The organism is Agromyces archimandritae, assembly GCF_018024495.1.
Taxonomy (GTDB): domain Bacteria; phylum Actinomycetota; class Actinomycetes; order Actinomycetales; family Microbacteriaceae; genus Agromyces; species Agromyces archimandritae.
Window position 1 is genome coordinate 1754151 of sequence record NZ_CP071696.1, and the last position, 19974, is coordinate 1774124.

A 19974-nucleotide genomic window follows, 5' to 3' on the forward strand; every position below is an offset into this window, starting at 1 on the left:
CACGAGGCGAACGCGAAGGAGCCCGAATGAGCGAGATCCGCTTCCCCCTGCCCGACGTGGGCGAGGGCCTCACCGAGGCCGAGATCGTGTCGTGGCGGGTGCGGCCGGGCGACCGGATCGTGCTCGATCAGGTGTTCGTCGAGATCGAGACGGCGAAGTCGCTCGTGGAACTGCCGAGCGCCCATGAGGGCGTCGTCGCCGAACTGCTCGTCGAGGAGGGGCAGACCGTCGACGTCGGCACGCCGATCCTCGTGGTTCGGACGGCGTCGTCGGGTGCGGATGCCGACGGGGCCGGTGCCGCAGCGGATGCCGGGGCGCCCCCTCCCCGCCGCGCCGGTCTCCCCCGCCGAGACCTCGGGCGCGGTGCTCGTCGGGCACGGCAGCAGCGGCCCGGCGCCCACGCGCCGGACGCGGCACACCGGTCGACCCGTAGCGCATGCCCGTCTCGGCATGGACGCGACGGCGGTGCCGCGCGATGCTGCGGCGGGCGCGCCGACGAGCGCGCCGGGCGCCTCCACCCCGGCGTCGGTCGCCGGGCAGGCGGTGCCCGCGGCATCCACTGCGGGCCCGGCCCAGGCCTCCCCCACGCGCGATCCGTCGCTGCCGGTGCTCGCGAAACCGCCGATCCGCAAGCTCGCGAAGGACCTCGGGGTCGACCTGTCGCGGGTCGCACCGACCGGACCTGTGGGCGATGTCACGCGCGACGATGTGATCCGCGAGGCGAGCCAGGCGAGCGTGTTCCGCAACATCCAGACGCCCGAGTGGCCGGAGGGCCGCGAGTCGCGCGTGCCCGTGAAGGGCGTGCGGAAGGCGATCGCGCAGGCGATGGTCGCGAGTGCATACTCCGCGCCGCATGTATCCGTGTTCGTGGATGTGGATGCGACGCGCACGATGGAATACGTCAAGCGTCTGAAGGCCTCCCCCGACTATGCGGGCGTGAAGGTGTCGCCGCTGCTCGTCATGGCGAAGGCGATGATCTGGGCGGTTCGGCGGAACCCGACCGTGAACGCGCAGTGGACCGATGAGGAGATCATCGTCAAGCACTACGTGAACCTCGGCGTCGCGGCGGCGACCCCGCGCGGGCTCATCGTGCCGAACGTCAAGGAGGCGCAGGCGATGAGCATGGTCGAGCTCGCGACCGCGCTCGAGCAGCTCACCCTGACCGCCCGGGAGGGCAAGACGCAGCCGGCCGAGATGTCGGGCGGCACGATCACGGTGACGAACATCGGCGTCTTCGGGATGGACACGGGCACGCCGATCCTGAACCCCGGTGAGGTCGGCATCGTCGCCCTCGGCACGATCAAGCAGAAGCCGTGGGTCGTCGACGGCGAGGTGCGCCCGCGCTATGTGACCACCATCGGGGGTTCCTTCGACCACCGGGTCGTCGACGGCGATGTCGCCTCGCGCTTCCTCGCCGACGTCGCCTCGATCATCGAGGAGCCCGCGCTGCTGCTGGAGTGAGGGTCCATCGCATCCGATACACCGCGCACATCCCGCCGGGGAGGAATGATCGTGCCGCTGCTCCCGTGAACAGGGGGCAGTTCAAGGTGACGGAACAGCAGGCTTGCTCAGTTCGAAAAGCCTGATCAACCGTAATATCAACGCCTTTGAGCCGGAAGACGGAAAAAGTCTCTCAGTAATCGCGTCATGAATGCCGAAGGCCGCCGTCTGCCTGGGTGTCGGTACGTCCGACGCTCCGCAGCCGCAATCCGGTCGTGCTGCGGACAGACCCGAGCACGGAGGACACTCATGCACTCGATCCAGACCCGCAAACCCGCCGGAAAGAAGCGCTTGATCATCGCCGGGGGTGCGGTGCTTGCCGCGGGCGCCCTGGCGACGGCGGCCGCGTTCACCGACATCGCGAACCTGAACCTCGGCGGCGGCACCGAGGACTCCGGGATCGGTGGGAACAACCGGTTCAACATTCAGGTCGTCGGTACCGACACCGCCGGCGACCCGGTGCCCGGGACGTGGCAGGAGGCGGACACGGCCGAAGGAGTCGACATCCGTGTTCCCGGTGCCGACGTGCTCTACCCGGGTGCGGCGCCGGTGACGGTGGACATCCCGTTCAAGAACGACAGCCCGGTCTTGTCGGCGGCGATCGACCTGGACATCGTGTCGTCGACCCCGGCCGGAGTGACCCGGAGCGCGGAAGAGCAGGCTGCCGACGCGCTGATCGCCGCTGGGCTGCGGTACACGGTCGCCGTCGACAACGACGTGCTCGCTTCGGGGGTGCCTTACTCGGACATCGACGACCTGGACCTCGGCACGTACGAGGCCGGGTCGGGAGGCGAGCTCACGCTGACGATCGAGCTGCCGGGTCAGGGGAGCCCGGCCGCGGACAACGCGTTGCAGGGCGGCATTTTCTGGGCCCAGGCGCACTTCGATGCGGCGTCGGTGACGCCGTAACCAGACCGACGGAGGCGCCCCGAAGGTGCCCCCAACCGGGGCGCTTCCGTCATCCCTCGGGTGGGGCCGGCAGATCAGGTCCTGCCGGTTCCGCCCACCATCACCGAGTCTCGAGGAACACGCAGATGAAGCCTCCCCGTTCGGATCTGGTCCGCATGCTGGCCGCCAGTGGCGCCGTCGCCTGTTGCGGCGCGGTGTTGACGGCGGCCGCTCTCAGCGACCGGGCACGTGTCGACGTTCACCTGGATGGCGGGCAGAATCGATTCGACATCCTCGTCGCCGGGGCCATCGACCCGACTCGGGCGTGGATGCCGGGGGCCGGGGAGTGGCGTCAGGGCGACCCTGTCCATGAGATCCGGGCTGTGACGGCCGCGGATCGGTTGCTGATGCCGGGCTCGGCCATCCATGCCCGGGTCGCGGTGAAGAACGACAGTCCGAGACTGCCGGCGATGCTCACGCTGACGATCGGCGACTCGGATCCGCAGGGTTCGGCGACCGATCCGGCCACGGGGAACTTCGTGGAGCTCTTCGATCAGCTCGTGTTCACCGTGACCGAGGGGGAGGAGACCTTGATCGGTGCGGTGCCTGCCGGCCAGTTGGATGCGCATAGTTGGGATGAGGCCTTCGCGCCGGGCGAGGAGAGGATCCTCGATGTGCGGATCGAGATGGATGCCGGGGCCGATAACCGGTGGCAGTCGGCCGGTACGGGTATCCGGTTCGCGTTCGAGGCGGTGGCTCCGTGACCGGCAGCACTGAGCGTTCTCCTCGTCGCCGGGGGCGTACCGGGCGTGTCAGGACGGTGGTTGCGGCGGGCACGTTGCTGCTCGGGGGGATCGCGGCGACGGCCGCGTCGTTCACCGATCAGGCGGTAGTGGATCTCGGTTCCGGGGCGATCGGCAACCCGGGCCTGTTCGACGTCGACGTCCTTGAGGATGGCGAATTCGTCGACGCGGTGGTGCCGGAGGACGCGGTGCCGATGATGAAGACTTCGGGATCTGCTCCGGCGTTCACGACCACCGGCACTCCGGTCGAGTACCAAGCGTTCTTCGTGAACTCCGGTGAGATCGACGGGACGTTGACCTTCCGGGTATACGACCCTGATGACACCGGGGACGGCGATCTCTTCCACAAGCTGGTCTTCACGATCGTGTTGCTGCAGTCGGGGCGTGAGTCCGAAATAACCGGGGCGAGTGCCGAAGAGGTCAACGCGGCGAATATCGCCTTCGACCGTGCTTCCAAGCAGACGGTGACGGTTACGATCCGCGCTCGCCTCGCGGACGACGCCGATGTGGCCGGCTTGTCGACGCAGGTGGGCGTTCGGGTGGAAGGGGAGAGTCTATGAGGGGTCGTGGGATCGTTTTGGCCGGCTTGGGCATCGCGGCCGGGATGTGTCTGAGTCCGACGGCTTCGGTTGCCGCAGATGGGCTCATCGATGCTGCGCCGGATGTGGTCGAGGTGACGGTTCCGACTCCCGGGGAGGCGGTGCGGTGGGAGATGGAGGCGCGCAACCTCGCCGCAGTCTCCTTGCCGTTGAGTCTTGTCGTCTCCGGGGTCGGCTCGCATCTCTTCGACGGCCCGTATCCGCTCGAGTTGGAGGTGTACGAGACGGCCACCGGCGCCACCGTCTATCGGGGCGTCGCCGCCGAGGCGGTGGACACCCTGCTCGAGCTGTCGCCGGTGCCTGCCGGTGAGCGGACCGTGTTGACCGGGGTTGTGAGCCTGCCGGCCGACGCCGGCAACGAATACCAGGAGGCTTCGGGCACGTTGAGTTTCGAGTTCCGCACCCGTATCGATGAGGCGGCCCCGGTCGGCGAGGAGATGCCGGAAACCGGGGTGGATGTTTCGGGTTGGCTGTGGGCTGCCGGCCTCGTCGGTGTCGTCGGTGCTGCGACCGTGTTCTCCAGGAAGCGGTGGTCCGCATGACCGGCACGGTTCTCCGGGTTCGTGAACACGTCGAACGGGCACTGGGAGCCGTGGGGGCGGCCGCGGTGATCCTGAGCCTGGCCGCCGCTGACCCCACTGCAGCCGCGTATATCGATACGGCCCATGCACGCACTCCCTCGATCCCGGCGCAACCGGACGGCGCGCGCCGGGCGGGGGATTGGTCGATGGAGGTCTTCGACCGATGACCACCCCCAGATCCCGGGCCGTATGGTTCGCCTCGGCCGCCGTCCTCGCCGTCGGAGGCGCATTGGCTGCAGGCGCGACCTCGGCGGCGTTCACCGATGAGGCACGCCTCGTCACGACGGGACGTATCGGGTCACCGTTCACGTTCGACATCGGTGTCGTAGATCAGGGCGGTATGGTCCGCCAAGCCGACGGGCCGGCCGGGATCGACTGGCCGATTGCCGGCGCCGATACCCTCGTGCCCGGCCACAGCATCACGACCGAGCTCACCGTGTTCAACAACACTCGCCAGGTCGGCGCAGACACCACCGTGAGCATCGTGCTTCGGAACGACGACGGCGCGGTCGCCGACAAGCCGAACATCACCGGATACCTGCGCTTCACGGCCCGTATCGACGGGGTCGCCGTATTCGAGGACCGTGCGTGGGCGGATGCCGAGGGATCCATCGGGGTGCTGGCCGCTCGCGGCACCGCCCCTCTCGCCGACGGCGCCGCGTACACGGCCGGGAATGCCGGCAGCGAACGAAACCTGGAACTGACGATCACCTACCTCGATGCCGACGGCGTCGAATACCTCAACGGCGGCCAGGCGGCCATCGCGCTCAGCTTCGACGCGGAAGCGACGGCGACCGCACCTTGATCCCTGACCGCCGACGCGTCGATATCCCGAACACCGACTGGAGTCTGGACATGATCGCCCGATGACCGCCCGATCCACGCCCGCGCACCGGCTCGAGGGCAAAGCGAGCCGGCGGCCGAGCGCCTCGGAGACCGATCCGCGACCCGAAGCCCTGCCGCGCGCCGAAGCACAGCCGCGCCCGATGTGGCTTCGGGTGCTCGGGGCGGTACGCCAAACACTCCTCACGGCCGCGGCGGTGCTCGGTGGGGTGAGCATCCTCGTCTTCGCTGGAGGTCTCCTGCTGGGCATCCGCCCCGTCGTCGTGATCTCGGGGTCGATGGAACCGGTACTGCCGGTCGGATCGGTCGCGCTCATCAAGTCCGTCGACTACGACGAGGTCGCCGTCGGCGACATCGTCACCGTCCAGCGCCCCCGAGGACTCGGACTCGTCACCCACCGGGTGGTCGAGAAGACGACCATCGACGGATCCCCGGCCCTCGAGTTGAAGGGCGACGCCAACCGCACCGCCGACCCCGACCCGTACCCTGTCGACACCGTCTCGCGCATGGTCTTGTCCGTGCCGGGCCTCGGGCACATCGCCATATTCCTCCAGAACGGCAACGGCTTCATGGCCGCAGCCGGCATCTTCCTCACCCTCGTCTCCGTCTACCTCCTCGACCCCGAGAAGATCCTTCACGCCCAGACCGGAGCCTCGCGCCGGTCCGGACCACGACGGCGAACATCCGACTTTGACAATCATTATCAATAAGACGTAGGGTCGAGGTCATGCAGATGACCAAGACCCTCGTGGGGCGCGCCACGGCATCCATCGCGGGGCTCGGCGCAGCCGCGCTCGTGCTCGCCGGCTGTGCGGCACCCGACGCCCGCACCGGCGAGGGCGGTCCGTCGATCGTGGCGACGACGACGCAGGTCGGCGACTTCGCCCGGCAGCTGCTGGGGGAGCAGGGCGAGCTCACGCAGCTCGTCAAGCCCGACCAGTCCGCGCACGACTTCGACCCATCGGCCGCGCAGTTGCTCGCGATCGGGGAGGCGGATGCGCTCGTCGTCAACGGCGCGGGCCTCGAATCGTGGCTCGGCGACGTCATCGACGCATCCGGGTTCGACGGGCGCCTCATCGACGCCTCGACGGGCATCGAGCTCGAGGCGACCGGTGACGACGACCACGACGGCGGCACCGAGAACGGCGGCCAGGGCGGCGACGCCGACGACCATGCCACCGTGCTGCCCGAGAAACCGGAGCCGAGCACGGCGCCGGCCCCCGGCGACGACGACCATGACCACGGCGCGGGCAACCCGCATATCTGGACGAGCCCCGAGAACGCCGAGCAGATGGTGCAGAACATCGCGGCGGGCCTCGAAGAGGTCGAGGGGGTGGATGCCGGGGCGATCCGTTCCGCAGCCGACGCGTATCTGGCCCGGCTCGACGACCTCGACGAGTGGATCGACGCCGGCATCGGGCAGGTGCCCGAACCGGATCGGCTGCTCGTGACGAACCACGACGCCTTCACCTACTTCGTCGACGAGTACGACATCACCTTCGTCGGCAGCGTCATCCCGAGTTTCGACGACAACGCCGAACCGTCGGCGGCCGAGATCGATGCGCTCGTCGAACGCATCCGGCAGACCGGCGCGAAGGCCGTGTTCTCGGAGGCGTCGCTCTCGCCCGAGGCTGCCGAGACCATCGCCCGAGAGGCCGGGGTCGCCGTCTTCTCGGGGCCCGACGCCCTCTACGGCGATTCGCTCGGCGCCGCCGGCAGCCCGGGGGAGACGTACCTCGGCAGCCAGATCCACAATGTGCGGCTCATCCTGAAGTCGTGGGGTGTCGAGGCGCCGCCGCTGCCGGCTTCGCTGGAGGGATGACGGCCATGGGCGAGGGGGTCGTGCTGGGGCTCGTGGATGCCGCATTCACCCACCCCGGCGGCGGGGGAGTGCATGGGCTCGACCTCGAGGTGCACGCCGGTGAGGCCGTCGCCCTCATCGGGCCGAACGGCGCCGGCAAATCGACGTTGCTGCAGGGGCTGCTGGGGCTCGTGCCGCTGACGGCGGGCACGGTCGACTTCGGCGGCGGCCGGATGCATGCCGCGAGCGGCATGATCGGGTATCTGCCGCAGTCGGCGGACTTCGATCCGGAGTTCCCGATCACTCTCGCGCAGGTCGTCATGCAGGGGCGCTACCGCCGTCTCGGGTGGCTGCGGTGGCCGGGCCGGGCGGATCGCCGGGCGGTCGCGGATGCGCTGGAGACCGTCGGCCTCGCCGACCGGGCGAAGACCCGCTTCGGCGAGCTCTCGGGCGGGCAGCGGCAGCGCGGGCTGCTCGCACGCGCCCTCGCGGGCCAGCCCCGCGTGCTGCTGCTCGACGAACCCTTCAACGGGCTCGACCAGCCGAACCGCGACGCGCTCATGTCGGCGCTGCGGGCCCTGAAGCAGCGCGGTGTCGCCGTGATCGTCTCCACCCACGACCTCGAACTCGCCCGCGAGGTGTGCGACACGGTGGTGCTGCTGAACGGCCGCCAGCTCGCTGCCGGCCCCGTCGCATCCGTGCTCACCCTGGAGAACGTGCAGGCCTGCTTCGGCGACGTCAACGTCGAGATCGACGAGCACACCCTCGTCGTGCCCGATCACCACGGGGACGGCGCATGACGGCATCCCGAGCAGGCGCCGCGTGAGCCCCCTCGACGCCCTCTTCGCCGCGTTCGCCCTGCCGTTCATGGGGCGGGCGCTGCTCGTGATGCTCGCCCTGTCGCTCGTGGCCGGCGTCGTGGGGGTGCTGGTGAATCTGCGGGGGCTCGAGTTCATCAGCGACGGGCTGACGCATGCGGTGTTCCCGGGGCTCGCGATCGGGTTCGCGTTCGGCGGGGCCGGCGGGCTGCTGCCGGGGGCTGCGGTCGCCGCGCTCGTCGCCGCGGTCGTGCTGACCTGGCTCGCACGCGCCGGGATCGGCAGCGATTCGGCGATCGCGATCGTGCTGACGGCGACGTTCAGCGTCGGCGTCATCGTCGTCTCGCTCGGCACCGACTATGCGGGTGAGCTCGAGTCGTTGCTGTTCGGGCGGGTGCTGACGATTCCGGCGGGGCAGATCCCGCCGCTCCTCGTGGTCGCGGCGCTCGCGCTCGTCGCGGTCGCGGCGACGCTCAAGCAGCAGCTGTTCCGGGCGTTCGACCCGGCCGGAAGCCGCGCCTCGGGCATCCCGAGCCTCACCGTCGACCTGGTGCTGAACGTCGCCGTCGCCCTCGTCGTCGTCGCCGGCGCGAGCACCATCGGGTCGCTGCTCGTGCTCGCGCTGCTGATCGTGCCGGGGGCGGTGGCGCGCCTCACGGGCGTCGGCCTGTTCGCCCTGTTCCCCGTCGCCGCCGTGTTCGCGCTGCTCGCGTCGTGGCTCGGGCTCGCGGCGAACTTCGCGGTGAGCGTCGGCGCCGGCCTCGACCTGCCTGCCGGCGCCACGGTCGTCGCCGTGTTCGTCGCCGGCTACCTGCTGGTGCTCGCGATCACCGAGATCGTGCGGGCCGTGCGACGCGGGGCGCGGGGTGGGGGAGTGGATGCCGCATCCGCCCGCATCCGCGGCGACCTCGGCCCCGCAGGCGCGCCGGCGAGGAGGCACGGCTGATGGGTTACCTCGATCGCGCACTGCTCGCCGCCGTCGTCATCGGCGCCGCGGCCGGGCTCGTCGGCACCCTCGTCGTGCTGCGGAAGCGCACCTTCTTCGCGCAGGCGCTCACGCATGCGACCTTCCCCGGGGCGGTCGCCGCGGCCGCGCTCGGTATCGCGGTGCCGCTCGGGGCCGCGGTCGCCGCGGTGCTCATCGTCGCCGCGATGGTCGGCATCTCTCGCATCCGCCGGCAGGGCGCGCAGGTGGCCGCGGGCATCGTGCTGACGGCCGGGTTCGCGCTCGGGGTGCTGCTGCAGGCGGCGATCCCGGGCATCCCGGTGCGCGCCGAGTCGTTCCTCGTCGGCTCGATCCTCACGGTCTCGGAGGGGGATATCCTCTTCGCGGCATGCGTGCTCGTCGTCGCCCTCGCGGTGTTCGCCCTGTTCGGCAAGGAGCTCGCGTTCTCGACGTTCGATCCGGCGGGGTTCCGTGCTGCCGGCTACCGGGAGCGGCCCCTCGAACTGCTCGTGCTGGCACTCATCGCCGCCTCGGTGGTGAGTTCGCTGCCGGCGGTCGGCGCGATCCTCGCGATCGCACTGCTCGCAGCCCCCGCCGCGGCCGCACGCCTGCTCGCCCGCTCGTTCGCGGGGGTCGCCGTGCTCGCCCCCCTGGTCGGCGCCGCCAGCGGGGTCATCGGCGTCACGGCATCCCGAGCCCTCGGCATCGCCGCAGGCCCGGCCATCGCGATCACCGCGGCAGCCTGCTTCGTGCTCGCGCTCATCGCATCCAAGCTGCGCGGGCTACCGTGGATGCGAAGGGCCGCCCCGGTCGGAACCCCCGTCGGAGAGGACGCACGTACGGCATGAAACGCAACACCTGGCAACGCGAAGCGGTGCGCGAGGCGCTCGACCGCACCGAGGGATTCATCAGCGCGCAGGCGCTGCACTCCGACCTGCACCGCTCCGGGTCGTCCATCGGGCTCGCCACCGTCTACCGCGCCCTCGGCGACCTCGCCTCGACCGGCGAGGCCGACTCGCTGCAGTCGCCCGAGGGCGAGGCCATCTACCGTGCCTGCTCGACCACCGGCCACCACCACCACCTCATCTGCCGCAACTGCGGCCTGACCGTCGAGATCGCCGCCGACGAGGTCGAATCCTGGGCCCAGCGCATCGCCGCCGAGCACGGCTTCACCGAAGCCGCCCACGTCGTCGACGTCTTCGGCCTCTGCGAGGCCTGCGCGAAGGCGTGAGCGGATGCCGGGCGCGCGGGCGCCCGGCGGAGCCGCGCACTGGGGGCTGGGAAGCGCCGTGCCGTGAGTGGACGGAAATGCAGGGTTGCGGCGTGCTCCGGGCGAGCTCCTGCTGGGTCAGGCCGCGCCGGAGCCGGAGTGAGCGGGCGCTGCGCGCTCAGGGGACGCGGAGTTCGGTGATGGGCTGGCGGCGGGAGGCGGCGAGAGCCGGTACGAGCGCGGCGACGACGGCGACGGCTACGGCGAGCACGGCGACGGCCGCCGAGTAGGCCGGCCCGGGCAGCGGGTCGCCGCTGGCCGCGAGCACGCCGAGCGCGACCGCGGTGCCGAACGTAGCACCGAGTGTTGCGAGCAGGGCCGTCTGGGTGAGCAGCATCCCAATGATGAGACGCTGGCTGGCGCCGAGCGCCCGGCGCCGGCCGAAGTCTTTGCGGCGCATCATGATGAGGCCGTAGAGGATCGCGGTCGTGAGCAGGCCGGTGAGCGCCAGGATCCCGAGGGTGAGCCCGCGGCCGAAGAGCCCGAGCTGGCCGTCGATGAGGCTGCGGAGAATCGCGAGCTGTTCGCTCGTCTGCACGGCGACGCGGGTGGGGTCGTCGGCGGCGAGCACGCTCGTGACGGCGTCGGCGACGGCCGCGACGAGGTCGGGGCGTTCGGCGGTGACGACGAGGATCGCGATAGGCGCGTCGGCGTCGGCGGGTTGCGGGGCGAGCAGCACGGGTTCGAGGAAGCGGAGGGCGTCGGGCACGTCGATGCGGGCGGCCACCGTGTATCCGGTGCCGGTGCCGGTACCGGTGCCGGTGCCGGTGGCGATGCCGCCGACGGCCTCGCTCATGCCGAGCCGGGCGAGGGCGGCGTCGGATGCGTAGGCGGTCTCGCCGGCGCCGGCCATCGCATCCGCCGGGTCGATACCCACCGCATCCCCGTAGGCGAGGCGCAGCGGCACCCGGAGGCCGTCGCCGAAGGCGGTGTTCTGTACGTCTTGCGCCGCACCGAACGCGCCGGCCCATTCGACACCGTCGAGGTGGGCGATGCGGTCGAGCACGCCCGTGTCGAGGCCGGCTGCGGGCTCGGCGCGCACCACGATCGAGCGGGTTCCGGCGGAGTCGATGGAGCCGAGCACCGCCTCCTGGGCGCCGACAGTGCGGCCGCTCGTCAGCAGCACGGCGGCGCACATGCTGGCGAGCATGACGATCGTGATGATGGATGCGACAGGCGCGGCGCGTGCGGCGGCGACGGCTTCGCGCACAACGGCGACGGCGTGGCTGAGCGCCCCGCGGGCGGCGGGCGCTCCGGACGCGGACCGCGGCGGCGCCTCGGGATGCGGCGCCTCGGGATCCGCGCCCCCTCGCCCGGCCGGCTCCCCACGTTCGAGCGCGGTGGTCACAGCGGGATCTCCCGGTCGCAGCGGGCCACGAGCGCGGGGTCGTGGGTGACGATGACGACGGCGGCGCCGCTGACTGCACGCTCCCGGAAGGCGTCGACGACGACGTCGGAGGAGCCGGGGTCGAGGTTTCCGGTGGGCTCGTCGGCGAGGATCACGTCAGGGTCGCCGAGCAGGGCGCGGCAGAGGGCGATGCGTTGCGCCTGCCCGCCGGATACCTGGCCGGGTTTCGCGTCGGCACGCAGGGCGACGCCGAAGCGTTCCATGAGCTCTCGGGCGAGGCGCGCATCCCGCCGGCGGTCGCCGCGTCGGTAGAGGGTGGTCTCGAGGATGTTGTCGAGCACCGTGCGCGATTGGTCGAGGGCCGCATCCTGGAACACGAAGCCGTAGCGTTCGGCGCGCAGCCGGGCGCACGCCGCATCCCCGAGGCTGTGTATGGGCCGGCCGTCGAGTAACACTTCGCCGCTGGCGGGCGCAAGCATGAGGCCGAGCAGGTATAGCAGGGTCGATTTGCCGCGCCCCGACGGGCCGGTGACGGCGACGACTTCGCCGGATGAGAAGCCGGCCGTCCACTCCTCGAGCAGCGGCGTGCCTGCCTCGTAGCGGAAGCCGAGACCGCTTGCGGCCAGCCGGGCGGTCACCCGGCGGCCTCTGCGTCGGCAGGCACACGCACCCGCAGCCCGGCATCCGCGCCCGTGATCACCGACATGCCGCGGGCGGATGCGACGACCTCGACGGCGTGTTCGCGCCCTTCGGCGTCGATGACGCTCACGGCGCCCCCGGCGTCCGATCGCAGCGCGGCCGATGGGGTAACGATGCCGGTGACGGATGCCTGGGTGACGATGCGTGAGCGCAGCAGGCTCTGCCCCTCGACGGGCACGAGTTCGCACTCCTGCGCGCAGACGGATGCTCCCTCGACCCCGTTCAGGATGACGACGACCTGGTCGCCGCCGTCTTCGGCGGGGCGTTGCCCGGCGACCTCGGCGACCCAGTCGGCGCCGTCCGCGGCGATCTCGACGCGGGTGCCGACGGGCATCGACGCCCCTTGCGCGGTCGTCGCCGGCACGGTGAAGACGGGTTCGGGCGAGAGCCCGGCGAGGACCGCCTCGCCGCCGGCGAGCACCGTGCCGCGGGAGACGAGCTCATGGTCGAGGGTGAATCGCCCGGGCAGTTCCGGTACGAAGATGAGGTCGCCGGCCTGCACGACGCCGTCAGCTGCGAGGCCGAGCTGATCCTGCCATGCTTCGACGGCGGCGCGTGTCTCCCAGGCGAAGACGCCGTCGGCTTCCCCTTCGTAGAGCCCGAGCGTCGCGAGCATGGACTGCAGTTGGGCGACGTCGGCGCCTTCGACGCCTTGCGAGAGGGCGCGGAACGCGGGCACCGCACCGGCGGCGATGACCACGGGCCGCAACTCGACGTCGTAGAGCACGGCCCCGGCATCCATCGCGGCGCCAGCCTCGGCATGTACCGCGGTGACGGTGCCGGTGGCCTGATTCGTGCCGACGGGAGTCTGCGCCCATTCGGCGACGGTGTTCAGCGTGATGGACGAGCCGACCTCGCCCTCGGCGAGCTCCACGAAGGTGAACGCCGCCTCGGCGGGCACATCGGCGCGCGGCGCGAACACCTGAGCGCCGGCCCAGCCGACGCCCGCACCCGCGGCCAGCACGAGCACGGCGCCGAGCGCCCACACCGGCCGGCGCCGGCCCGCTCCACCCTCAGACATGCGGCGAGCATAGCGACCGGCGCACTCCGCCGGCCACCCTCCGAGCCCGAATTGTGCAAGATTACACATTGTCGAGGATCACCGGGCAGGAATACCGTTTTGCTGACCAACAAGAATCAAGGAGGATCAATGAGACGGATCCCGGCAATGATCACGGCCACCAGTGCAGTTGCGCTCGCACTCAGCTTCACAGGGGGCGCAGCGAACGCCGCCGACTACAGCCGTACCGCTACCTGCAACAACAGCTGGTCGTTGACGTTCGGGACTGGGAGTGGCTCTCTTACCCACCGTCACGAAAGTGGCGGCCGATGGCGGGAGAGGACGTATGAGAAGGGCTATAGCAAGTACACGGGATGGTGGAAGCCGGGGCCGGTCTATCTGACGATGACCACTCCCGGCAGCCTGACCGGCTACGGAACCGGATGCGAATGGTCTTGAAACACAGGAATGCCCCACGGTTCGCCCTCGTGGCAGGTGTTGTCGGCATCCTCGTTCTGAGCGGATGCGCGGAGAGCCCCGGGGCCGTTCCCAAAACACGCGACCTTGAGCCGACCAGCCTTTCCGCCGGGGCGGAATTCCTCTACGAGTGCCTTGCGGAATTCGGATGGGGCGATGCCGTCAAGCTGGAATGGGATGGCGTCGAAGCAAGCAGCGAGACGATCCCGGATGCTCAGTATGAGCATTTCGACGCCGACAGAAGTGCGTGCATGAAACGTCTCGACGATCGCACCGCCGCAATGTCGCCGCGCGAGGTTGCAGAAGTGTATCGGCACGAGCTCGAAACCCGTGAATGCCTCATCAAGCAAGGCTACGCGAGCAGTACACCGCCTTCTGAACAGGAGTTCATTGATAGCTACTTCTCTTCACCGTGGATGGCATACGACGACTCAGGCATCGATCTCGCCAGGATGCCGCAAGACGAATGGAAGCAACTCAACATCGCTTGCCCGCAGCCCTCGTGGGCACTCGGCGGCGATTGAGCGGGGTCGACCTCTTCTGCGAGGCCTGCGCGAAGGCGTGAGTGGATGCCGGGCGCGCGGCGTCCGGCGGAGCCGCGCGCTTGCGTGGCGGTACTCGCGATTGACGGCCAGTGCCAGTTTCCCGTCATTGGCGTATTGAGCTTGTGGTGCGAGGTCGTATGCCGGTGCAACGCGAACGCTGCCATCTGCGTAGTGCAGGAGCCCCAAGTTCTTCGTGTGTTGGTCGAGATTGCCGATGGCGACCGTTGTGATGACCATGCGCGCGAGGTGACGGAGGTCCTCCTCAGGTGCATATCTGCGCAGGGTGCCGGCTACCCGTTCGAGGCTCACGATGCCGCCGAGTTCCTGGTACTTCTGGTTGCCGCTTGCACCGAGTGCCTGGCTGAAGTCTTCCTGATGCAACCGGCGCCCTTCCTGCCTGTCGTATCGTTCGATCACCAGGGCCGGCAGCCCGTCGAATACCTGGATCTCGGTCCGGTAGTCCATGAGCCCGAGTCGGCGTGCCAGACGTGAACCGTACTCTTCGTCATAGATCACAGGTGCAAGATCGCCTGAGAGCTGCGGTTTCAGGATGTGGGTCGTCGGATAGCCGCCGAGTGCTTGTGCCCACCCGTCGGCCGTGCGCACCAGAACGACCTTCGGCTGGACTCCACCGAGGGAAGACTTTCCGAGGATCGGGGCGTTCGCCAGCGGCGTACCCAGGGGGTCTTCGAGTATTTCGCGGATCTGCTCTGCCGTCACGGGTCGAGAGGACGGGGTCTTCGGCTCGGTCGGATCATCGAGGTCCCAGAGCTGAACCGCTCCGGCGATATCGCGGCCATAGCGAGCGAGGAAACCGGGGACGTCTCCGTCTCGGAGCTGACCCTGGCGGAGCATCGACGCGTATTGGTCCCCTTCCGGCAGCAACTCCGCGAACCAGTTTCGACGTCTCGTCGCCTGGCCCCGACGTGGCGCGGGGACGAGGGGGATCGTCGTCGAAAGCACCGGGCTGTTCATGCCGAACCGTTCGATTCCGGCCTCCGCGGCGGTGAAGTCGAACGTGCGAGGGGAGCCGTCAAGCGTGCCGATCACAGTGTCGTACAGTTCAACTGCGAGGCGCATGTTCGTCCTCCCACGTTGCCGTGAGTTCGACACCGGTTTCTCGCATCAGGCTGAGGATCCGGCGCAAGTAGATGGTGGACTTGCCCGATTCGATTTCACTGACCGTGCTCTGCGGTATGCCGAGCAGGTCGGCGAGCTCCTGCTGGGTCAGGCCGCGTCCGATGCGTGCTTGCTGGATGGCGAGCCCGAAATCGGCGGGTGCATGCAGTCGTGCGATTCGCATCGTGTCCCCCGGAGGATTATCTGGTTATCGCGATACTCCGAGTTTATCAGAATATTCCGATACTGCATGGATCCGACTACTCGACTGTCGGCGTATGCGGATGACGGGCCGAACGGCCTAACCGCCCTGCATGTAGAGGTGGGAGCCGAGGTCGGCGCATGCCTTTCCGATCGCCGAATTGAGGCGGAAGAACTCATCGGTTCCCGGGTCGTAGGGTCGACCGGTCTCGTCAGGGGATGACTCGTCGATGCACGCGAGAATCTGGAGCACGGCGTCGTCGATGGCAGGCGTCCCGCTCGCTTCCGCCCCGCGGAAGAGCTCGGACGCCCGGTTGAGATCGCTGTTCCGCTGCTTTTCGGTGAGAGCACCGTCTTCGAAATTGAGCCAGGCGTTGTGGGCCAACGAGACAGGTTCGCCGAGCGAGCTGCAGGCCAGGTCGACCGCGGACGGCTCAGGCGGTTCGGCGGCAGTGTTCTCTTCGAGGGACTCGTCGGGTTTGAGGCGATCGCCCGGCGCGGACGCTTTCGGTGCCGCCTCGACGATCGCTGGAGCGGACAGGGCGCAGCCGCTGAGGAGAAGCGTGAGGGAGGCTGCTGCGGCCAGGAAGAAGTGCGTCCTCAAGTGGGCCTCCAGATGCTTCGAAAGGAACAGCTTACTGAAGTGCCAGGGGCCCGACAATGTGCGATCTAGCACAGTGTGACGATGCGAAGCGAGCGGTACCGTCGCAAACACAAGAGCCACCCAGGAGATGACATGGAGAGCAGGGGAGTAAAGGGGCTCTTCGGACATCCGGTGGGGGTCATGGGGTGAGGCCGCTGGCGGCGAGGAGCATGCGGAGCCGGTAGTTGTGTCGATTGCGGTAGCCGCGGGCCAGGCGGCGGTGGAGTTCGATGATGCCGTTCACGGCTTCGGTGCCGCCGTTGGATGAGCGGCCGGTGGTGAAGTACGCCAGGAACGCGTCGCGCCACCGGCGGAGGGTGCGGCCCAGGCGGGCGATCTCGGGGATCGGGCAGGTGTGGAACGACTCGAGGACCTGCTCGGCGATCCGTCGTCCCTCTGCGAGATCCTTCTGGTGGTACGCAGAGCGCAGCTGTTGCGCGCACTGCCAGGCGACGAACACCTCCTCGTGCGCAGGATGTGCTTCGATCGCTTTCGCGAGGCGGGAGCGCTGCTTGTCGGTGAGGTTCTCGGCTCCGGCGCGGAGGATGGTCTGCACTCCGTAGAGCGGGTCGCCCTTGCGGCCCCGATGCCCGAGGGTGTCCTGTTGGACGCGTCGGCGGACCTCGTCGACGGCGGCGGTGCCGAGCTTGACAACATGGAACGCGTCCAGCACCGCGACGGCGTCGTCGAGCGTGTCCTCGATCGCGGTCTTGTATCCGGCGAACGGATCCAGCGCGGCGATCTTCACCTGCTTCCGGAATGCGTCGCCGCGTTCACCGAGCCAGCCCGCGTACGCCTTCCCGGACCGGCCGGGCACCAGATCCAGCAGCCTCGCCCGTGTCTTCCCGCTGCTGTCGCGGGTGAGGTCGACCATCCCGGTCAGCTCCTTCGGTCCCCGCTTGCGCGGGTCGACGTGATGCCAGACATGCTCATCGATACCGAGGATCGTGACGCCCTCGAACCGGGACTCGTCCTCGGCGAGCTTGATCAGCTCGGGTTCGACGGCCCGCCACACCGTCTTCCACGATGTCCCGAGCTGACGGGCGAGCCCGGCGATGGTCGCGTGCTCGCGTCGCAGCTGCCCGATCGCCCAAGCGATGGCGCGGGTCGTGATCGACCCGCGGGCGCCGACCAACGACGGAATCTGCTCGACGAACGTCTTCCTGGCGCAGTCGGCATCGCCGCAGCGGAACACGCGTTGCCGCCACACGATCCGAACCCGTGTGATGCCGGGCACGTCATGCAGCACCCGGCGGCGACGCCCACGACCGATGGCGACGACCCCGCATCCCGGGCACCCGGTCGGTGCCGGCGAGCTCGAGACCGTCACGACCAGCAGCCCGTCGCAGCGATCGACGTGCTCGACATGCACGCCATTGAGACCGACCAGCAGGTCGCAGCGCGGGCACGGACAGGCGGCAGGGAGCACGGCAGAGCGCGCCGAAGTAGGGTGAAGCACGTCGAGGTCCTCGTGATCGATCGGAGAGTTAGCGCTTCTGATCCTCGGGGACCTCGACCCCTACCCGCCAACCATCACCCGGCGACCCTCACCCCACAGATGTCCGAAGAGCCAGTAAAGGACTGAACCTATGAGGAATCCTGCATTCTGGGCTATCGCCGTGACTCTTGCGGCTGGCCTTACGGGTTGCTCCGCAACACCTGAGCCCGTTCCTCGGCCGACACCCAACCAGCTTTCGCCGGCCCGGTCGGACGCCTTGCAGCAGGAGCACCTGGATGAGGTATGGGCATCCACTGGGCTTCCGGATGCGCAGAGGCCCGACGTCACGGAAGAGCGCACGATTGCGCTTCACGAGTGGTCGAGCACCATCGCCGCATGCATGACCGAGGAAGGGATACCGACTGAGGCTGACGGCGGCGGTGTTTCGTACCAGAGTGTCTCGAACGCCGCCCTTGTCCAGTACATCTGTGAAGCTCGCTATCCGGTCGACGCGGTCTACTACGACCAGCTGAACGAGTCGCAACTCCGCTTCTTGTACGACTATCTCGTGAACGACTTCCGAGATTGCCTGCACAGCTATGACATCGCCGTCTCAGACCCGCCCTCGTTACAGAGCTTCATCGAAAACTATCCACGAAACGGCGGATGGCAGCCGATGACGGAAGTGCCGCCGAGCCAGGCGATAGAGGTCGAGCGTGCGTGCCCGCAGATACCGGAGGGAATCTACGGATGACATGCCCATTGCAGGAACAGAAACAATGATTGAGGAGATAGTGTGCGCCACAAGATTGTAATTCCTGGTAACTACGGTTCTCGCTCTGGGCGGTATCGGTGTTGTAGTGGCACCCTCCGCTTCCGCCGCGGTAGAACGCTACTGGGAGAACTACAGCTGCTACAGAACCGACCAGAGCTCGCAAGACGTGCTTACCACCGGTAACGGCACCGGGAACATCACACACGCCCAGCAAAAGCTCGGATCTTCCTTGACGAACGTCTGGGTCGCGAACCACGGGGGGACGATCTCCACCATATCCAGGACGTTTGGCCACGTCCATGTTTCAAGCGCGAGCGTCGCAGGCCCGGGTGGGAACTGGGCGTCGATCGGTTGCACCGCATAGCGCGTCCGCAAGAAAGCGCAGGAGCGTGGGGGCCGTCGCCAAGGCGCGGCCGCCACTCTTGGCTCGCCGCTCGCTTACGGCCACGGCGGGACTGTAACGAGGTCGTCGAGCGGGACGGCTTCGGCCGGTTCAAGACCGCCGTCGCCGAAGAACTGCCCGAGGTGGTCGCGGTGATGGATCCGTTCCGCGCCTTCCGCCCGCCGCCAACGCCTTCCACGAGCACTGTCGCCGTGCCCAATGCAAGACATCCGGCGGGCGGGAATGGAAGCGCGTCCCGCTCTACGAGGCCCGTCAGAGATACCCGAAGCGGCGGGCCGTGTGCAGGGCTTCAGTCCGTGAGGTCGCGTTGAGGCGCTCGTATGCGTCTTCGAGGTGACGTTTCACCGTGCCGGGGCTGATGAATAACTCGTGCGCGACTTCTTCGGTCGACAGGCCTCGATCGAGGAGGCGGAGGACATCGATCTGACGTGGTGTCGGCGTAGGACCGTGTGTCGCTCCACCGACGTCCGCGAGAGCAGCACGGATGACGGCGACCACCTTGTCTTGATGGTGGGACCAGTCTGCGAGCCAGGCACGTTTGCCGTTCGCGCATTCCCATGGGGTTCCGCCCTGGATATTGGGGTGTGGATCCCAGCTCCCGATCGCCACGACAGGGAGCGGGTCGGCCCCGTGCAGCACGTCCTCAATGCGGATGTCGTCGGGCGCGTCAACAGCATCCAGGACGACGATGTGCGCGGTTCCGTCTGTGCGGGCCCTGCTCAACTCCGATCCACGATCGATCCGCAGTGCTGTAACGCCGAACCGTTCCACGATGACCGCCAAAGCCTCGCGAAGGAACGGCCGCGATGACACGATCGCGGCAGTCGGTCGGATGTCGGGTCGTTCGATGGTGACGGACATGCATATCCCCCTCGGGTCGGCGATCCCGTCATCCAAGCAGTGCACTCACTCCCGCGGTACCCCCCGAATGGTGGGCCGCCTCTGCCGCACGGCACATGCCGCAGCGGCTCGCCGCCCGGTACGGTCGAGCGATGAAGCGGCTTTGGGTTTCGCTGGCGGTCGTGGGCGGGGTGGGGCTTCTCGTGACGGTCGTGCTCACGATCATCGAGGGGGTGAAGTACCGGGTGCGCGAGGAGCAGCGGCTCGATCCGATTCCGGCCCCCGACTGGGTGGCGGCGGCCAGCTATGGGGGCCTCGCCGTTTTCGCTCTGGCTGTGGTGGCCCTCGGGGTCGCGGGGCTCGTCGCCCTGCTCAGGAAGCGTCGGCGGGCAGCATAGGCTCACGCCGCCTGACGGCGGGGGCGGGCCCCCGCCCGA

General features: G+C 68.8%; 23 protein-coding genes and 1 pseudogene. 16 read left to right on the forward strand and 8 right to left on the reverse strand.

Annotation, left to right across the window (positions count from 1 at the left end):
- The first annotated feature begins 26 nt into the window (after window positions 1-26).
- The 13 genes and pseudogenes from G127AT_RS07935 to G127AT_RS07995 all read left to right on the forward strand — a co-directional run bounded on the left by G127AT_RS07935 (window position 27) and on the right by G127AT_RS07995 (window position 10010).
- Window positions 27-1461: pseudogene (locus G127AT_RS07935) on the forward strand (dihydrolipoamide acetyltransferase family protein).
- Between the two features lie 288 nt (window positions 1462-1749).
- A complete protein-coding gene (locus tag G127AT_RS07940; RefSeq protein WP_210895778.1) occupies window positions 1750-2409 on the forward strand; it encodes a hypothetical protein in 660 nt (219 codons plus the stop codon).
- A gap of 125 nt (window positions 2410-2534) precedes the next feature.
- The gene (locus G127AT_RS07945) at window positions 2535-3152 is read left to right on the forward strand and encodes a hypothetical protein (protein WP_210895780.1); all 618 of its coding nucleotides are present in this window, start codon (window positions 2535-2537) and stop codon (window positions 3150-3152) included.
- Window positions 3149-3751, forward strand: a complete 603-nt coding sequence (locus tag G127AT_RS07950) for a hypothetical protein (protein WP_210895782.1) — start codon at window positions 3149-3151, stop codon at window positions 3749-3751. The genes G127AT_RS07945 and G127AT_RS07950 overlap by 4 nt, the downstream gene beginning before the upstream one ends.
- A gap of 17 nt (window positions 3752-3768) precedes the next feature.
- Window positions 3769-4332 (forward strand): hypothetical protein, encoded by a 564-nt coding sequence (locus G127AT_RS07955; protein ID WP_210895784.1) that lies wholly within the window; start codon window positions 3769-3771, stop codon window positions 4330-4332.
- Window positions 4329-4538 (forward strand): hypothetical protein, encoded by a 210-nt coding sequence (locus tag G127AT_RS07960; protein WP_210895786.1) that lies wholly within the window; start codon window positions 4329-4331, stop codon window positions 4536-4538. Before G127AT_RS07955 ends, G127AT_RS07960 begins: the two co-directional genes overlap by 4 nt.
- Window positions 4535-5176 (forward strand): hypothetical protein, encoded by a 642-nt coding sequence (locus G127AT_RS07965; RefSeq protein WP_210895788.1) that lies wholly within the window; start codon window positions 4535-4537, stop codon window positions 5174-5176. Before G127AT_RS07960 ends, G127AT_RS07965 begins: the two co-directional genes overlap by 4 nt.
- A 61-nt stretch (window positions 5177-5237) precedes the next feature.
- A complete protein-coding gene (locus G127AT_RS07970) occupies window positions 5238-5924 on the forward strand; it encodes a signal peptidase I (RefSeq protein ID WP_210895790.1) in 687 nt (228 codons plus the stop codon).
- 17 nt (window positions 5925-5941) lie between these two features.
- Entirely contained in the window at window positions 5942-7036 is a 1095-nt protein-coding gene (locus tag G127AT_RS07975) for a metal ABC transporter substrate-binding protein (RefSeq protein WP_210895792.1), read from the forward strand.
- Window positions 7037-7041: 5 nt separating this feature from the next.
- Window positions 7042-7815 carry a metal ABC transporter ATP-binding protein gene (locus tag G127AT_RS07980; protein ID WP_210895794.1) on the forward strand — a complete coding sequence of 258 codons (774 nt, stop codon included), beginning with the start codon at window positions 7042-7044 and terminating at the stop codon, window positions 7813-7815.
- Window positions 7816-7837: 22 nt separating this feature from the next.
- Complete coding sequence (locus G127AT_RS07985) at window positions 7838-8779, forward strand: metal ABC transporter permease (protein ID WP_244857483.1); 942 nt, start codon at window positions 7838-7840, stop codon at window positions 8777-8779.
- The gene (locus G127AT_RS07990; RefSeq protein WP_210895796.1) at window positions 8779-9627 is read left to right on the forward strand and encodes a metal ABC transporter permease; all 849 of its coding nucleotides are present in this window, start codon (window positions 8779-8781) and stop codon (window positions 9625-9627) included. Before G127AT_RS07985 ends, G127AT_RS07990 begins: the two co-directional genes overlap by 1 nt.
- Entirely contained in the window at window positions 9624-10010 is a 387-nt protein-coding gene (locus G127AT_RS07995; protein ID WP_210895798.1) for a Fur family transcriptional regulator, read from the forward strand. The genes G127AT_RS07990 and G127AT_RS07995 overlap by 4 nt, the downstream gene beginning before the upstream one ends.
- 157 nt (window positions 10011-10167) lie before the next feature.
- On the opposite strand, the gene G127AT_RS08000 is transcribed toward G127AT_RS07995, so the two are convergent.
- From G127AT_RS08000 to G127AT_RS08010, 3 genes are read right to left on the reverse strand one after another with little or no spacing between them, the layout of a single operon-like run.
- Window positions 10168-11397, reverse strand: a complete 1230-nt coding sequence (locus G127AT_RS08000; protein WP_244857484.1) for an ABC transporter permease — start codon at window positions 11395-11397, stop codon at window positions 10168-10170.
- Entirely contained in the window at window positions 11394-12035 is a 642-nt protein-coding gene (locus tag G127AT_RS08005; protein WP_210895800.1) for an ABC transporter ATP-binding protein, read from the reverse strand. The genes G127AT_RS08000 and G127AT_RS08005 overlap by 4 nt, the downstream gene beginning before the upstream one ends.
- Window positions 12032-13117 carry a peptidoglycan-binding domain-containing protein gene (locus tag G127AT_RS08010; RefSeq protein WP_210895802.1) on the reverse strand — a complete coding sequence of 362 codons (1086 nt, stop codon included), beginning with the start codon at window positions 13115-13117 and terminating at the stop codon, window positions 12032-12034. Before G127AT_RS08010 ends, G127AT_RS08005 begins: the two co-directional genes overlap by 4 nt.
- Window positions 13118-13545: 428 nt before the next feature.
- Here G127AT_RS08010 and G127AT_RS08015 point away from each other — a divergent pair, with 428 nt between their 5' ends.
- Window positions 13546-14097, forward strand: a complete 552-nt coding sequence (locus G127AT_RS08015; RefSeq protein ID WP_210895804.1) for a hypothetical protein — start codon at window positions 13546-13548, stop codon at window positions 14095-14097.
- On the opposite strand, the gene G127AT_RS08020 is transcribed toward G127AT_RS08015, so the two are convergent.
- From G127AT_RS08020 to G127AT_RS08035, 4 genes are all read right to left on the reverse strand, one after another.
- The gene (locus G127AT_RS08020; RefSeq protein WP_210895806.1) at window positions 14005-15198 is read right to left on the reverse strand and encodes a type II toxin-antitoxin system HipA family toxin; all 1194 of its coding nucleotides are present in this window, start codon (window positions 15196-15198) and stop codon (window positions 14005-14007) included. The genes G127AT_RS08015 and G127AT_RS08020 overlap by 93 nt on opposite strands.
- The gene (locus tag G127AT_RS08025) at window positions 15182-15421 is read right to left on the reverse strand and encodes a helix-turn-helix domain-containing protein (RefSeq protein ID WP_210895807.1); all 240 of its coding nucleotides are present in this window, start codon (window positions 15419-15421) and stop codon (window positions 15182-15184) included. Before G127AT_RS08025 ends, G127AT_RS08020 begins: the two co-directional genes overlap by 17 nt.
- A gap of 117 nt (window positions 15422-15538) precedes the next feature.
- Window positions 15539-16210 (reverse strand): hypothetical protein, encoded by a 672-nt coding sequence (locus G127AT_RS08030; RefSeq protein ID WP_210895809.1) that lies wholly within the window; start codon window positions 16208-16210, stop codon window positions 15539-15541.
- 10 nt (window positions 16211-16220) lie between these two features.
- The gene (locus tag G127AT_RS08035; RefSeq protein ID WP_425305845.1) at window positions 16221-17540 is read right to left on the reverse strand and encodes an ISL3 family transposase; all 1320 of its coding nucleotides are present in this window, start codon (window positions 17538-17540) and stop codon (window positions 16221-16223) included.
- Between the two features lie 130 nt (window positions 17541-17670).
- On the opposite strand from G127AT_RS08035, the gene G127AT_RS08040 reads away from it, so the two are divergent.
- Window positions 17671-18273, forward strand: coding sequence for a hypothetical protein (locus tag G127AT_RS08040; protein WP_210895811.1), 603 nt, complete (start codon window positions 17671-17673; stop codon window positions 18271-18273).
- A gap of 676 nt (window positions 18274-18949) precedes the next feature.
- Here the strand turns inward: G127AT_RS08040 and G127AT_RS08045 are convergent.
- A complete protein-coding gene (locus G127AT_RS08045; protein WP_210895813.1) occupies window positions 18950-19558 on the reverse strand; it encodes a response regulator transcription factor in 609 nt (202 codons plus the stop codon).
- 131 nt (window positions 19559-19689) lie between these two features.
- Here G127AT_RS08045 and G127AT_RS08050 point away from each other — a divergent pair, with 131 nt between their 5' ends.
- On the forward strand, window positions 19690-19935 hold the full coding sequence (locus tag G127AT_RS08050; protein WP_210895815.1) for a hypothetical protein: 246 nt from the start codon (window positions 19690-19692) through the stop codon (window positions 19933-19935).
- Window positions 19936-19974: the final 39 nt, after the last annotated feature.